This window comes from Acinetobacter sp. ANC 4216 (assembly GCF_004331195.1).
In the GTDB taxonomy this organism is placed as follows: Bacteria; Pseudomonadota; Gammaproteobacteria; order Pseudomonadales; family Moraxellaceae; genus Acinetobacter; species Acinetobacter kookii.
Genome location: NZ_SJOC01000011.1, coordinates 1 through 14371, shown reverse-complemented (window position 1 = coordinate 14371; position 14371 = coordinate 1). Strand labels below are relative to the sequence as shown.

At 42.3% G+C, this 14371-nt stretch carries 13 protein-coding genes, 2 tRNA genes, 1 other RNA gene and 1 pseudogene; 9 read left to right on the top strand and 8 right to left on the bottom strand.

Annotated features, from left to right (window positions below):
- Positions 1–17: 17 nt before the first annotated feature.
- Together E0H88_RS10160 and E0H88_RS10155 are read right to left on the bottom strand one after the other, a co-directional pair.
- Complete coding sequence (locus E0H88_RS10160; protein WP_131274082.1) at positions 18–1925, bottom strand: DNA primase; 1908 nt, start codon at positions 1923–1925, stop codon at positions 18–20.
- A 197-nt stretch (positions 1926–2122) separates the two neighbouring features.
- Complete coding sequence (locus tag E0H88_RS10155) at positions 2123–3154, bottom strand: outer membrane protein assembly factor BamD (RefSeq protein ID WP_131274081.1); 1032 nt, start codon at positions 3152–3154, stop codon at positions 2123–2125.
- Between the two features lie 71 nt (positions 3155–3225).
- Here E0H88_RS10155 and rluD point away from each other — a divergent pair, with 71 nt between their 5' ends.
- Genes rluD through E0H88_RS10140 form a run of 3 tightly spaced genes read left to right on the top strand, consistent with a single transcriptional unit; the run spans position 3226 to position 5661 of the window.
- Positions 3226–4278 (top strand): 23S rRNA pseudouridine(1911/1915/1917) synthase RluD, encoded by a 1053-nt coding sequence (gene rluD, locus E0H88_RS10150; RefSeq protein ID WP_131274080.1) that lies wholly within the window; start codon positions 3226–3228, stop codon positions 4276–4278.
- Positions 4279–4329: 51 nt separating this feature from the next.
- Positions 4330–5070, top strand: a complete 741-nt coding sequence (gene pgeF / locus E0H88_RS10145) for a peptidoglycan editing factor PgeF (RefSeq protein WP_131274079.1) — start codon at positions 4330–4332, stop codon at positions 5068–5070.
- 39 nt (positions 5071–5109) lie between these two features.
- A complete protein-coding gene (locus tag E0H88_RS10140) occupies positions 5110–5661 on the top strand; it encodes a flavodoxin family protein (RefSeq protein WP_092819721.1) in 552 nt (183 codons plus the stop codon).
- A 50-nt stretch (positions 5662–5711) separates the two neighbouring features.
- Here E0H88_RS10140 and smpB read toward each other — a convergent pair whose 3' ends face one another.
- Entirely contained in the window at positions 5712–6188 is a 477-nt protein-coding gene (smpB, locus tag E0H88_RS10135; protein WP_092819720.1) for an SsrA-binding protein SmpB, read from the bottom strand.
- A gap of 140 nt (positions 6189–6328) precedes the next feature.
- Between smpB and coaD the strand changes: the two genes are divergently transcribed.
- The 4 genes from coaD to E0H88_RS10115 all read left to right on the top strand — a co-directional run bounded on the left by coaD (position 6329) and on the right by E0H88_RS10115 (position 7644).
- A complete protein-coding gene (coaD, locus tag E0H88_RS10130; protein WP_092819719.1) occupies positions 6329–6820 on the top strand; it encodes a pantetheine-phosphate adenylyltransferase in 492 nt (163 codons plus the stop codon).
- Position 6821: 1 nt separating this feature from the next.
- The gene (locus tag E0H88_RS10125; RefSeq protein WP_131274078.1) at positions 6822–7085 is read left to right on the top strand and encodes a YfhL family 4Fe-4S dicluster ferredoxin; all 264 of its coding nucleotides are present in this window, start codon (positions 6822–6824) and stop codon (positions 7083–7085) included.
- A gap of 26 nt (positions 7086–7111) precedes the next feature.
- Positions 7112–7495: RNase P RNA component class A (gene rnpB, locus E0H88_RS10120), an RNA gene on the top strand.
- Between the two features lie 72 nt (positions 7496–7567).
- Positions 7568–7644: transfer RNA gene (locus E0H88_RS10115), tRNA-Met, on the top strand.
- A 66-nt stretch (positions 7645–7710) separates the two neighbouring features.
- On the opposite strand, the gene E0H88_RS10110 is transcribed toward E0H88_RS10115, so the two are convergent.
- Complete coding sequence (locus E0H88_RS10110; RefSeq protein WP_131274077.1) at positions 7711–8118, bottom strand: hypothetical protein; 408 nt, start codon at positions 8116–8118, stop codon at positions 7711–7713.
- A gap of 177 nt (positions 8119–8295) precedes the next feature.
- On the opposite strand from E0H88_RS10110, the gene E0H88_RS10105 reads away from it, so the two are divergent.
- Positions 8296–8372: transfer RNA gene (locus tag E0H88_RS10105), tRNA-Met, on the top strand.
- Positions 8373–8497: 125 nt separating this feature from the next.
- Here E0H88_RS10105 and E0H88_RS10100 read toward each other — a convergent pair.
- From E0H88_RS10100 to E0H88_RS10090, 3 genes are all read right to left on the bottom strand, one after another.
- A complete protein-coding gene (locus E0H88_RS10100) occupies positions 8498–9523 on the bottom strand; it encodes a hypothetical protein (RefSeq protein ID WP_252152012.1) in 1026 nt (341 codons plus the stop codon).
- Positions 9516–11141: an NAD+ synthase gene (locus E0H88_RS10095; protein WP_131274075.1), complete on the bottom strand. Its 1626-nt coding sequence runs from the start codon at positions 11139–11141 to the stop codon at positions 9516–9518. Before E0H88_RS10095 ends, E0H88_RS10100 begins: the two co-directional genes overlap by 8 nt.
- 677 nt (positions 11142–11818) lie before the next feature.
- Positions 11819–12337, bottom strand: a complete 519-nt coding sequence (locus E0H88_RS10090) for a hypothetical protein (protein WP_131274074.1) — start codon at positions 12335–12337, stop codon at positions 11819–11821.
- 1084 nt (positions 12338–13421) lie between these two features.
- Here E0H88_RS10090 and E0H88_RS10085 point away from each other — a divergent pair.
- Entirely contained in the window at positions 13422–13913 is a 492-nt protein-coding gene (locus E0H88_RS10085) for a hypothetical protein (RefSeq protein WP_092819715.1), read from the top strand.
- 265 nt (positions 13914–14178) lie between these two features.
- On the opposite strand, the pseudogene E0H88_RS10080 reads toward E0H88_RS10085, so the two are convergent.
- Positions 14179–14371 (bottom strand): annotated as a pseudogene (locus E0H88_RS10080) (KGG domain-containing protein); the annotation flags it as partial.

Genomic DNA, 14371 nt, shown 5'->3' with positions numbered 1-14371 from the left:
AAATGACTGCCGCTCGCTTAGTCTTCCAGCAGGGTGAGCGAGCGTTTTTTATCAATCTCATAAATTTTCTGTTTCAGATTGCGCATTTCGGCAATGCTAGCAAATTTCTTCGATTTAAGTTTTTGTTGCAGGCACTGGTATTGCAGTTTAATGGAAAAATCTTCCGCCAGTTTATCGGCTTGTTCAGGTGAAGAAGTGTAATCACTGACATTGGCATGTAGCAAAATATTTTGCAGATCATGGTGATAAGCTGCACAAGCCCCTAAAACATAATATTGCGATAGCTCGGTATCATCAGGTAAATCATCAAAAATGATATTGAAGATATTTAAAATTTTAAACAGCAGTTGATCCTGCGCAATTAAGGCTCGTAGCGGTTCAAAATGAATATACAGATAGGGATGGTTCATTAATATCGCAATGACATATTCTTCGGCATCAATCTTGGTACTGAAGCTTAAGGATGCGTCATTGTTGACTTGCGGTTGCCATTTGCGGCTAAAACCCAATTTCTCCCTAAAGAACTGCTGCAATAAATAACGATAGGAACCCTGTTTAGGCAACAGTTCGGTCAGTTGGCGTAATTCACCCATGACCTGACTTTTGCCTTCAGGCTTGGTCACATCATGATTCTGGGTGAGATGGGCAAAAACGAAATCGGAGAGTAACGGCGCTTGCTGTAACAGGCGATGGAAGTTTTCAATGCCTTCACGGCGAATCAGAGAATCCGGATCATGATCATTAGGGAGCACAAAAAACTTGAGTTCGCGGCCATCATTCAGCAGCGGCAGGGCAATCTCGAGTGTACGGCGGGCAGCTTTTTGTCCGGCAGCATCACCATCGAAAGCAATGGTAATACGGTTGTTTTGTTTGAATAAAATATTCAGGTGTTCGGTGTTACTCGCTGTTCCCAGGGTTGCTACAGCACCGGAGATGCCATATTGCTGCAAGGCAATCACATCCATATAGCCTTCAACCATCAGCCAGTCTTGGGCTTTCTGTTTGCGGCCTTCATATAAACCATAGAGCAACTGGTTTTTATGAAATACTTCAGAGTCAGGCGAGTTGATATACTTGGGCTTGATTTCGTCATTTAAGGCCCGACCACCAAAACCAACCACACGGCCTTTGGCGTCACGGATCGGGAAAATGACCCGGTCGCGCAGCAAGTCAAAATCACGGCCATTGTCGCTGGTGCGGATTAGACCCAGCAGTTTTAAACCTTCAATATCCTGTGGAAAGGCTTTTTCCAGGTGTTGCCAATCTTCCGGCGCATAGCCTAAGCGCCAATAGTCAATAGTCTCTGTACTTAAGCCACGCTGTTTAAAATATTGCTGTGCACTGGCACTTTGCGGTAACTGGCGTTGGTAATACTGGGCAATATTTTCCAGCAGATCAAACAGGTTGCCGTCTTGTACGGTTTCTTCCATTGGCATCTGTTCAAAGGATGCAAAGGGGTCGCCATAGTAGTCGTTTTCTTGGGCCTGAAATTCTGCAAAAGGATCAAAATGTGCGTCAAGTGCTGCATTCGGTGCTTGATCGGTGGTGTTTTTCGGTTGTTCTTGATGCTGTGCCGTGGGAGCAGGTTTTACTGCTTCACGTTTATATTTAATTTTATTGCTGTCGTTATTGTCTTTCGGCAGTTCAATCCCGGTACGGCTAGACAGGTCTTTCATTACGTCGATAAAGTTGCGACCGTCAATGTCCATTAAAAAGCGGATGGCATTGCCGTTGGCCTGACAGCCAAAACAATGAAAATATTGCTTGTCGCGATAGACGTGGAAAGATGGCGATTTTTCCTGATGAAAAGGGCAGCAACCTGAATAGGTACGACCGGTTTTCTTGAGTTTCACGCGCTGACCAATCAGATCGACAATATCGGTACGATCCAGGATTTGATCAATCGTGTGTTGAGGAATAGCCATAGGTATGCAATCGGGTTGTAATCTATTTAAATGAGTGACCAATAAGCCGTCAGAATATACGCAAGTAAAAATTGCGTGATTCGGTTAAAAGTAATTTGTATACCTTTTGCGCAAAATGATCAATATGATGCATTGAAATCTCAAAAGGGCAAGTATGATAACTTGCCCTTCAGGAAAATGCGAACAATAAGCCGGGCTTATTCTGCCCCGGGTGCTGGTGTCGGCGTTTCTGCTTGAGGCTGTTGCTCTGGTGCAGCAGGAATACTGCTTTCAGTTTTAGGGCGATCCAGCAAGCCAAAACTTAAACGGTTGGTGAGACTGCGCTTTTCAGACTGTTCTGAAATTTGCTGTTGCTCTGCCTCGGTAGAGGTTTTTGCTTCACGGCCAAAAATACCTAAAGTGGTGCGGTTAACCCAGCTACCTTCATTATGCGCGGCACGCATATTCACGCTACCGTCTGCTTTGACCAGATGCGGATAATTCAGCTTTAACACTTCAATGTACTGCTGTGAAGTCTGCTGATCACCCAATTTGTCATAACCATAAGCCATGGTGGCTAAAGCTTCAGGTACTTGCGGGGTTTGTGGATAGTGTTCCACCACCCATTGTGAGCGCTCGATGGCAGCCAGCCATGCTTTACGCTTAATGTTAAAACGTGCCGCGTTCATTTCGCTTTCAGCCAGTTCCGTGCCGATGAATTTCATGCGCTGTGCCGCATCGACAGCATAAGTGCTCGATGGGAAGCGGCGGATGAAATCGACAAAGTTCTGATAAGCCACTTTTAAATAGCTGACATCACGGTGCGACTGTTTTAACGAGGTATAGCGGAGCAGACCGTCATAGTTTTGTTCCATGTTCGCTACACCACGAACATAGTAGGCATAATCCACATTCGGATGCTGCGGATTTAAGCGGATAAAACGCTCAGCCAGGGCAACTGCGCCCTCATAATCTTTTTGTTGAAACTTAACGTATAACAATTCCAGTTGTGCCTGCTGTGCATAGTCACCTGTTGGATAGTAGGTATCTATGGCTTCAAGATGTTTGGCCGCATCGGTATATTGTCCGCGCTCAAGCGCTTTTTCTGCTTTTTGGATATACACTTGCTCGCTAGACTGCGGTCCTGTGTCCACAACTTCTTTCTTTGGATTACTGCTACAGCCCACTATTGCCGACGCAACGCCTAAAGATAAAGCAAGCATTGTCATTTTATAACGTGGTAACGACATAAAAATTCCTCTGTTAATACTGGCAATGAGCTACAATTGCGCTATTAAACCACTTTTGTCTGAATGAGCAAATGAGTCAAGCACAATCTTCTAATTCTAATTTCCCTGAAACTGATTTCAATTTACTTGAAGATTCTGAGGATGCAGATAACCATACTTCAGACTCTACTGCAACACGTTTATCGTTGCAATTTCAATTGGATGAAAGTTATTTGGGGCAACGTATCGATCAGGTGGCGGCACTCATCTGGAATGAATTTTCCCGTGAAAAATTGAAGCAGTGGCTGAAAGATGGCCATTTGTTGGTAAATGGTAACACTGTCAAACCCAAGTATAAATGCGAAGGCAATGAGCTGCTCACGCTGGATGTCGAGCTTGAAGTACAAACCAAAAGTTTGCCGGAAAATATTCCCCTCAATGTGGTGTATGAAGATGATGATATTATTGTCATTAACAAGCCGGTGGGTATGGTGGTCCATCCGGGTGCGGGAAATACGACCGGTACACTGGTGAACGCCTTGCTATATCATTATCCAAAATCTGCCGAATTGGCCCGTGCCGGCCTGGTACACCGTATTGATAAAGACACCAGCGGTTTGCTGGTGGTGGCGAAAAATCTGGAAGCCCAGTTTTCTTTAAGCAAGCAATTAGCGAAGAAATCGGTATACCGTCTTTACGATCTGGTGGTATACGGCAACATTATTGCCGGTGGCACGATTGATGAGCCAATCAAGCGCCATCCGGTCGATCGCGTGAAAATGGCTGTATTGCCAGGCGGTCGCGATGCAGTGACCCATTACAACGTGAAAGAACGCTTTCAGCATTTCACCCGTGTGCAGGCACGTCTGGAAACCGGCCGTACCCATCAGATTCGTGTACATTTTAGTTATCTGGGCTTTGGTCTGGTCGGCGATCAGGTCTATATGAATCGTGTCCGTGTACCGGCAGGTGCTTCAGAATTACTGGCCGACACTTTACGCGGCTTTAAACGTCAGGCCTTGCATGCAGCAAAACTTGGGCTGATTCACCCACGTAGCGGTGAAGAAATGATGTTTGAAGCACCATGGGCAGAGGATTTTGCGCAGTTGATTGAGGTGTTGCGCAGTGAAAATAAAGCCTACTAAGCGGTTTTATGGCTGGGTATGAATCATAAGGAAAAGCACAAGGAAATTGACATGCAATTTGTTCAAGGGCTTCCATCAGGTGTGTGGGTTGGGCAGACGCGAGTGCATCATGAAAAAACTCAGCCTTCTGCACAAGCTGAATTGGCAGGATTTAATCTGGCCTTGCATGTGGGTGATGATGCAAAACGTGTACAGCAGCACCGTATGGCCTTGCTGCAACAGTTTGCCGAATTCGGGGTAGATAAAGTCACCTGGATGACGCAAACGCATAGCACCATCTGCCATACCATCAATGAAGAAATTCCTTTTCAGGCCCTGGAAGGGGATGGAGTGGTGACTCAGCGTAAAGCACATGCCTTAATGATGATGACTGCGGATTGTTTGCCGGTGGTACTGGGTAATGCCGATGGAACGGAGATAGCGAATTTGCATGCCGGCTGGCGCGGTCTGGCCCATGGTATTGTGGAAAATACCATTGCAGCCATGCAGACCCAGCCGACCTGGGCATGGTTGGGCGCAGCCATTAGCCAGCCTTGTTTTGAAATTGGCGAAGAAGTTAAAACAGCTTTCTGTTCCAAATATCCTGAACTGGACAGCACTTTTAAGGCGGGTGAAAAAGCAGGCAAGTTTTTTGCTGACTTATATGCCATTGCACGATTTATCTTAAAGCAACATGGGGTTGAAGTTGTGCTAGGCGGCGATCAATGCTCCTATACACAGACAGATGAATATTTTTCATATCGCCGTGCAGCCAAAACCGGGCGTATGGCGACATTCGTGTTTATGGCCTGAAACTGTTAAACTTGATTAAAATCTATTGTTTTTATTGATATGTCTTTATCTTCTAAATCTCTTGCCATCGTTTATCACAGCCCCTATGGCCATACCGCAAAGGTTGCTTCTTTTATTGCTCAAGGGGCCAAGCAAACCGGTATTCAGGTACATTGCATGAACATCGAGCAGGTGGATTGGGAGGTTCTGGATCGGGCTGATGCCATCATGTTGGGTTGTCCGACTTATATGGGCAGCATTACCTCTGCCTTGAAGTTATTTATGGAGCAGTCTTCCAAACGCTGGCTGGCACGGACCTGGCAAGGCAAGATTGCAGCAGGATTTACCAATGGTGGCGGATTGAGTGGTGACAAGCTGGCGGTATTGCAGCAGATTAACCTGTTTGCCATGCAGCACGGCATGCTATGGGCAGGTTTGCCGCTGATGCCGACTGGACGTGGTTCGCAGGACCTGAACCGGATGTCGGGCTTTTTAGGGCTTATGACCCAGTCGGATAATGCCCCGGTAGAGGTCACACCACCACAAGGGGATCTGGATACGGCCATCTGGTTTGGTGAATACATTGCATTGTTGTTAAATAAATTCAAATAATCATTTTTAAATATCAAAAAACCTCCGGCTGGAGGTTTTTTTGTGCAAAATTACTTGTGGAAAATCCGGGCCTTGTCGCGTTGCCAGTCACGGTCTTTTTCTGTGGCGCGTTTGTCGTGCAACTGTTTACCTTTCACCAAAGCAATTTCCAGTTTGGCCAATGGACCTTTCCAGTAACAGGCCAAGGGTACGCAGGCATAACCTTTCTGATTCACCGCACCTAGCAGCTTTTCAATTTCACGACGCGAAAGCAACAATTTACGTGTGCGGGTGGCTTCAGGCACCACGTGTGTCGAAGCCGATAACAGGGGTTGGATTTGCGCACCAAACAAAAACGCTTCATTGTTTTTAAAAAGAATATAACTTTCGGTAATGGTCATCCGCCCCGCACGCAAGGACTTGACTTCCCAACCTTGTAAGGACAGACCGGCTTCGAATTTCTCTTCAATAAAATAATCATGGCGAGCACGCTTGTTCTGCGCAATGGTGCCACCAGTATTTTTTTTAACTACGATTGATTTCGACATAATACGCATATTCCAATATTGACTCTATTTTGCCTCAAACTCGCGCTGAGGTGAAGTTTTTTCAAAATTAAGGAGATTGTTCACTAAAAAAATAAGTTTTTGTTAAAATAGGGCTCTACTAAAAACTAGAGTAAAAATGGATGACTAAATCTCGCGTCATTTATCCAGGCACTTTCGATCCAATTACCAATGGACATATCGACTTAGTGTCACGTGCAGCGAAAATGTTTGATGAAGTTGTAGTGGCGATTGCCATCGGTCATCATAAAAATCCAGTCTTTAGTTTGGAAGAGCGAGTGGAGTTGGCGAAGAAATCGCTCAGTCATTTGCCTAATGTAGAATTTGTGGGTTTTGATGGTCTGTTAGTCAATTTTTTCCGTGAACAGAAAGCAACAGCTGTGCTGCGTGGATTACGTGCCGTATCGGATTTTGAGTACGAATTTCAACTGGCCAACATGAACCGCCGCCTGGATTCAGGTTTTGAAGCGGTATTTTTAACCCCTTCAGAGCAATATTCTTTTATTTCATCTACTTTGGTACGTGAAATTGCCCGCTTAAATGGTGATGTGGCACAGTTTGTCCCTCAAGCTGTGGTGGAGGCCTTTAAGCGGAAACAACAGCAAGGTTGGTAGCGTGTCTTTATATATTACCGATGAATGCATCAATTGTGATGTGTGTGAGCCGGTGTGCCCGAATGAGGCGATATACATGGGTGAAGTCATTTATGAAATTCACCCGGACTTATGTACCGAATGTGTGGGGCACTTTGATGAACCGCAGTGTCAATTGTTCTGTCCAGTCGACTGTATTCCGCATGATCCCAAGCATGTGGAATCGGCAGATGAACTGATGGAAAAATATAAAAAGCTGATTGCACAAAAAAGCACCAGTAATTAGTGCTGAAATTTGTTAGCATACGCCCCGAAGTGAGCCAGACGATCGCTGCTGTGGAGATCTCCGTGATTGAAGCAGGGGAGGAAAGTCCGGGCTTCGTAGGGCAGGGTGCCAGGTAACGCCTGGGCGGTGAAAGCCGACGGCAAGTGCAGCAGAGAGTAGACCGCCATCTTTGCAATCTCCTTTCGGGGAGACCAAGAGAGATGGTAAGGGTGAAAGGGTGCGGTAAGAGCGCACCGCGTGTCTGGTAACAGTTCACGGCAAGGTAAACCCCACCAGAAGCAAGACCAAATAGGAATCCTTCAGGCACGGCCCGTGCTGGATTCGGGTAGGTCGCTTGAGCGTATGAGTGATTGTACGCCTAGAGGAATGATCGTTCACGACAGAACCCGGCTTATCGGCTCACTTCACTAATTTTTTTACAATTATTGCGTGATATTTCTTGACATCAAGCTGCCTGAAATAGATAATACGCGCACAGTTTTGGCTATGTAGCTCAGTTGGTTAGAGCACCGCACTCATAATGCGGGGGTCACAGGTTCAAGTCCCGTCATAGCCACCATTTTCATAGACCACGCTTCTAAAAGCGTGGTCTTTTTTTATGGGTAAAATTTGTCTTTAAAATAGATTATTCACATTGAATTGCACTGGCATCGAGTTTTACTTTAGGAAATTCTTCAGCGTATTTTTGCAAAATAGCGACTTTTTCATTTTCCCCCAAAATAATGTTTTGCAACTGACTGATTTTATTTTCAGTAAGATGTAACCGGGCACAATGTAGGGCAATCTGGTTTTGCGTGGCAATGGCTAATTTCTGGTCTTGCGGAATCTGTTCAATTCGATAAAGTTTTTGTTGTGCTTTGCTGAGCTGGGCAAGGCTACGCTTTTGCTGCATGCTCAAAAGCTGTTGATTGTTGATCCATCGTGCCACATCCATGCGAACCCCATTATAGTCAACGAATATGGGTGAAATCAGCTGGCACGAGCTACTCAGGAGTGTCATTAAGCCGATAGCGAGGAATTTGAATGGATGCATTTTATCTCAATATTTCAGTACCTTAATTTTAAGCTTAAAACAGAAAAGAGCCTGAATAAATAGCCGTTTTGTTTAAATATTAACTGAAAAAAAATAAAACGCTCAAACTCTGAACACTCGTAAAATAAAGGGCTTGACGCTAGTTGTCGAAATTTAGATAATGCGCACACAGTTTACGGCTATGTAGCTCAGTTGGTTAGAGCACCGCACTCATAATGCGGGGGTCACAGGTTCAAGTCCCGTCATAGCCACCATTTTTATAGACCATGCTCTCAGCATGGTCTCTTTTTTTGTGGATCAAAAAAGTCAGACTGAGTTTCAGAAGCAAAAAAGTCTGTTGACCTCCATTTATAAAATGCCAACAGACCTGTATAAAAAATTAAACCTTTTCTTGAAGATATTGATTAATGAATTGATGGGTAGTTTCACTTGAGTAGAAGGGTGAAATCAATTCCTCAATAATGCCATCCAATAAACCTTGCTGTTCCAAGACCTGAAGGGTGTAGGGCAGGAAGCGTCGTGCTTCTTGATGTAAATCTGCTTCATTCAGTCCTACAGATTGCAACAGTTCCTGTAAGTTGTAGTTGGTAAAATAATTATAGAAACCGGCAACCACGTCCAAAACCACCTGTTGCAAGTATTCAGACTGCCTTAACTGACGCCAGGTTTCGTAAACTAGAATAAAAAAGTCTTCAAAGTCGATCGCTTGGAACTGTGAGTAGGTTTCTTTAAGCGATCTTTTCTTTACATCTTCCCACAAATGCAGCGCAATATCGGCAATTTCTTCATTAGGAAGCAAGATGATATGACCAAGTTGTTTGACCAGTGCCTGAGCGAGTTGCTGTTCAAGTTTAAGTTCAATATGCTGCTGCTGGTCTTGAATAAAACCCAGAATTTTAGAACCCAAACCATGCTGATGGGTATTCAGCTTGCGCAGATGATCCAGCCATGGGGTATTGCTTTCAAGAATCTGGTTTGCTAGCTGTAAACTGACATGTTTGACTTGCGGATTGTGCTGCAAGTTGTCATGGATGTAATGACGTAATTGATCCAGTTCGAGGATTTTATACATCCATAATTCAAATGATTCATCAGACAGTAGCTCATTAATTTGAGTGTGGCTGTTAATAGCAAAATGATGAATTCTCTGTGAAACCACCCCGATGAATTCTAAAATTTCGGCGCCTAAATTCAGTTCAAAGGCATATTTTTGAACGACATCTTGTAGCGCTTCAAGTTGAATAATCTGTTTTAAAAGAATCTGATCTGAAGAGGTATAAATATGATGAACAAATTTTTCGATATAGGGATTATGTTGTTCTGCTAATAATTGTTTTTTAATAAAGCGGGTTTGCTCAAGCATAAGCGCTTGAGCAAACTGTTGGGCCAAGTCCTGCTTAGACACCTGGTGCCCATCCATTCATGATTGGATAACGACGTTCACGGGTAAAGGCACGTGAACTGATACGCGGGCCAATCGCGCCTTGACGGCGTTTATATTCATTGCGATCTACCAGACGAATGACTTTTTCAACCACTGCTTTATCAAAGCCTTTGGCGATAATGTCATCCTGACTCATATCTTCTTCAATATAAGCATACAGAATCGCATCCAGTACTTCATAGGCAGGTAAAGAGTCCTGGTCTTTCTGATCTGGACGCAGTTCTGCAGAAGGTGGGCGGGTAATGACACGCTCTGGAATGACCGGAGTTTCTGAAATGCTGTTACGGTATTTCGCCAGTTCAAACACAATGGTTTTATACACGTCTTTCAGCACGGCATAACCGCCAACCATATCGCCATACAGGGTGCAGTAACCTACAGAAAGTTCAGACTTGTTGCCGGTAGATAAAACCAGATTACCGAACTTGTTCGACAAGCCCATCAGTAAGGTACCGCGAGCACGGGCTTGCAGGTTTTCTTCAGTGGCATCTGCAGGACTGTTGCCGAAGAATGGATACAGGGTTTGCATGAAGCTGTTCACGATTGGATTGATTTCAGCAATACCAAAAGTTACACCCATGGTTTTGGCTTGTGCGGCCGCATCTTCTACACTGATTTGCGCGGTGTAGGTATAAGGCATCATCACTGCCTGGACTTTATCTGCACCAATGGCATCAACTGCGATTGCCAGTGTTAACGCCGAGTCAATGCCACCCGATAAGCCCAGAATTACGCCAGGAAAACCAGAGCGTTGAACATAATCGCGAGTCGCTAAAACCAGACCCTGATAGATTTCAGCCAGTGTATCTAAAGCAGGAATCACTGTTCCGACTTTATAGGCTTTTTGTTCCGCTTCATATTCGGCGTAATAAAGATCTTCTTTAAAGCTTGCTGCCTGTACAGCAATGCCGCCATCTTTATTGATCACAAAACTGGTGCCATCAAAAATCAGGTCATCTTGACCACCGATCTGGTTGGTATACACCAGATTAATATTCAACTGTTTCGCCAGTTCACTCATGGTGGTGACACGATGTTGCGGTTTGCCCACTTCATAAGGTGAAGCATTTAACACCAAAGCAGTTTCAACATTCAGTTGTGATAATTGATGAACGGTATTAAGTGACCAGATATCTTCACAAATCAGCACGCCAAATTTATGACCTAAATATTCAAAAACAAGGTGTTGATGGCCTTCGCTGAAATAACGCTTTTCATCAAATACACTATAATTTGGCAAGTTCTGTTTATTGTAAACGCCCAACACTTGTCCATCTTTCATTACGGCTGCAGCGTTATAACGCTGACCATCTTCGGTTTGATTGACAAAACCAAAGACCATCACAATATCTTTGACTTGGCTGAGCTGCTCAAATGCTTTCTGTGTGCGTTTTGCCAAGCTAGGACGGAGTAATAAATCTTCAGCAGGGTAGCCTACAGTGGAAAGCTCCGGGAAGAGAATTAAATCAGCTTTTTGTTTTTTGGCTTCATTTATCTGTTCAAGCATCTTTTGAGTGTTTGCTTCGATATTGCCAATATGCGGAGAGAATTGTGCAAGGGCAATTTTAAAACTTTTCATTCCAACTTAATCCTATTACCTATAGGGATGTATACACAGACCTAGATTTATTATGGTTATGGGTTCAATGCTGTGTACGTGACGACAAATAAAATAGAAGTATTAATCAATAATTAGCAATTCGATACTATATACGAATTGCATCGTTTGTAGAGAAAAAAACAAAAAAAAATCTGAATTTAGACAAAAAAATACAGCATGGCTGCAAAAATGGCCATGTTACTAATGAATTAGCATGATTGAATGAAATGATTCTGGAGTGAAATTCTTTTTAAATGTTCTAAATCAATTAATTGAAGTAAAACTTATATCTTGACTACGGGGGTAACTGCCAGGCGGTTTAAGGCTGGATAGGTAGATGTGGCTAAGAGTTATACACAAAATTATACATATTAAAGCTTGTAGAGGGGTGGCTAAAAATCAGGCTATTCACCTCAAGTCGTTATGAATACCCAGCAATTTCGTAAATAGCTTTTAGTTGGATCAAATAGCGCTATAACCCGACATTTTTAGAGATCATGATCTCGCTCGTTCTTAAAGCAATCAGCTGGCTGGACGATGAAATTACCTCCTTAGAAAATCAAACAAGATGATGGGTGCGATGAGAGGTGCAAAGAAGGATAAAATGAGTAATCAAATATATAAATATAAAAAGATTAAAAGTTGAGCAGAAAAAATCAATGCATTATGTGCTGATTATTTAAAATAATGTTAGGAATATTCTTAAAAAATATGTCTCTTGCAATTTCGCCCTGTTGTTCAATGTTATAGGTATGAAATGGTTTAGTTTCAATAAAGTCATATTGATAAGGATTATATTTTTTAAAACTCAAAAAATATCCGGACTGTAATAGAGCACCTTGCAAGAGAACATTGATATTGGACTGGTATTGATAAACGTGAGTCATCTCATGTATGAACAGACCTTGCATTGCTTTGGATCGCTGGGAAAAGTCTTCACAAAAATTTTCGTTGTTCATAAAGATATTGCCATTCGGTGCCATATACATGTTTACGGGTTGCCAGGGAAGATATTTGATATTAAATATTTTAACGTCATTGTAATTGATTAAATTACCGAAAACTTGACGTGCAAGATTGATCTCACCCGTGGTCAAATTCCGAAAACGAAAGTTATAAATATCAAACATTAAAGAAAGTTTGAACCATAACAAGAGTCTAAATTTCTGGAACATAATATTTTGCTTTGCCGTTTATATTTAGAATTCTATTCACAAAATAAAGCTTGAGTAAATGTGAAGGGGGAAAAATTTTGAATCTGTTAATTCAATATTGTAACGATGCTTAAGAAAAGAAGCTTTAATTTATCTCCTCAATATAACAAGAACACATGTTTAATTTTTCTTTGCATGGTTTTCATTAAGTTGGAATTTAAAATACTTCTTGAATGTATATATTTAATTTTTTTAAAAAGAGTTCTTTCTTAATCTTAAAAATTCAGAAGCTAAACATGAATTTCCTGTAGGTAAGATATGCCTTATATTTTAGAAAAATCTATAAAGCATCAGATAGAATTTCATTGCCTGGTTATTATGCCTTTTATATTTTGCTGTATTTATTTTTGTCAAACTTTAAAGAATAAATGTTAAGCACGTAACATTCTTCTAATATAGATCAACCACATAAAATAAAAGGATTTACATTGAAGAGAATTGAAACAGATATAAGCTTGGTCAGTGAAATATAAAGAGTAGAGTGAATAAAGCTGTAGGTGTGCAGTAATTCAGACCATAGGAGATAAATAAAATGGCTACACAAGAAAATACTCAAAAGATTCAGCATAAACAACAGAATCAGTAAGTTAAAAATCCGCAAAGACCACAGAAATAAGACTTGGATTTTCTGATCGGAGTATTGATTAATACTCAGGTAGTGTTCTTTGTGAAAAGTTTTTCCAGATTTATAGTCTCATTATTTCTATTCATCCACATTAATCAAAAGTGAAGAATAATATGAACTCAAAAGATGTGAAAATCATAATCGCTGTAATTGTCATGGTCATCATTGCAGTCATTCTTTATTCCATATATGAAAGAAATAAAGATGAAAATATGGGAAATTTAAAGAATGAGCAAGGTAGTACATGGGTGAGTCATGTGCATAAGATAAGCTCAAACGTCTAGATCAATACCCCAATACCAATGATGATCGTGATTAAAGAACCGAACCTGGACGTTTTTTTAAATAGAAACACTCTAGGTGAAAATGGCTATAACCAGCTTATTTTCCTCAATACCCTATTGTTATAAGGAGAAAAAAATGGCCGATCCAAATGATGTAAGAAAGGATGTAGATAATGATCCAGATACAGATGAATCACATCCAGTAGGAACAGGTGTAGGTGCTGCGGGTGCTGCTGCCGCAGGTGCCGCAATCGGTAGTGCAGGTGGTCCAATCGGAGCTATTGTCGGAGGAACAGTGGGTGCAATTGTTGGCGGTGTGGCCGGCCATGCAGTAGGCGAGGCGATTGATCCCACTGTTGAAGATGCGTATTGGCGTGAAAACAGTGTTAATCAACCTTATTATAAGTCCAGCCAAAATACTTATCCTGATTTGGACTATGATCGGGATTATCATCACGCCTATCGGGTAGGTTATGAAGATGTATCTGCGTATGATTCAAGCAAGCGGTTTGAAGACGTAGAGCCGGATCTTCGTGCCAAGTGGGAAGGATCAAAAGCGCAGTCCCGTCTAACCTGGGAAGAGGCTAAACATGCCTCACGTGATGCCTGGAACCGTTTACGTCCTTAGCTTAACTCCATCATCTCAATAGCTTTAAACCAATCTTTTTAATTTTAAAAGGATTGGTTTTTTGTTTTGCATGGTTCAAAAGCGATACCATTTTTCTTGTCTTTTAATTCTTGTCATTTAAGGGGAAGAAATTTTTTAGGGTTCTTCTTGTATTTTTATTGTTTGCATAAAAAAGCGTAGATTAATCTACGCTTGATAGGATGTGATTGAATTAGAATTATATTTATTTGAGTTGTTAAGTTTTCTTAAATGAAGCAGGTCGCGATTAGCCAGATGTAAATCGGCCATATTCATCGCGTCTTTGCGTAGTATTTCTACTACGACCACTGCCTGAACGGCCACCGCGATCATCATCGTCATCATAACGGCTACGACCACGGCCTGAGCGACCGCCACGATCATCATCATCGTCATAACGGCTTCGGCCTGAGCGACCGCCGCGATCATCATCGTCATCA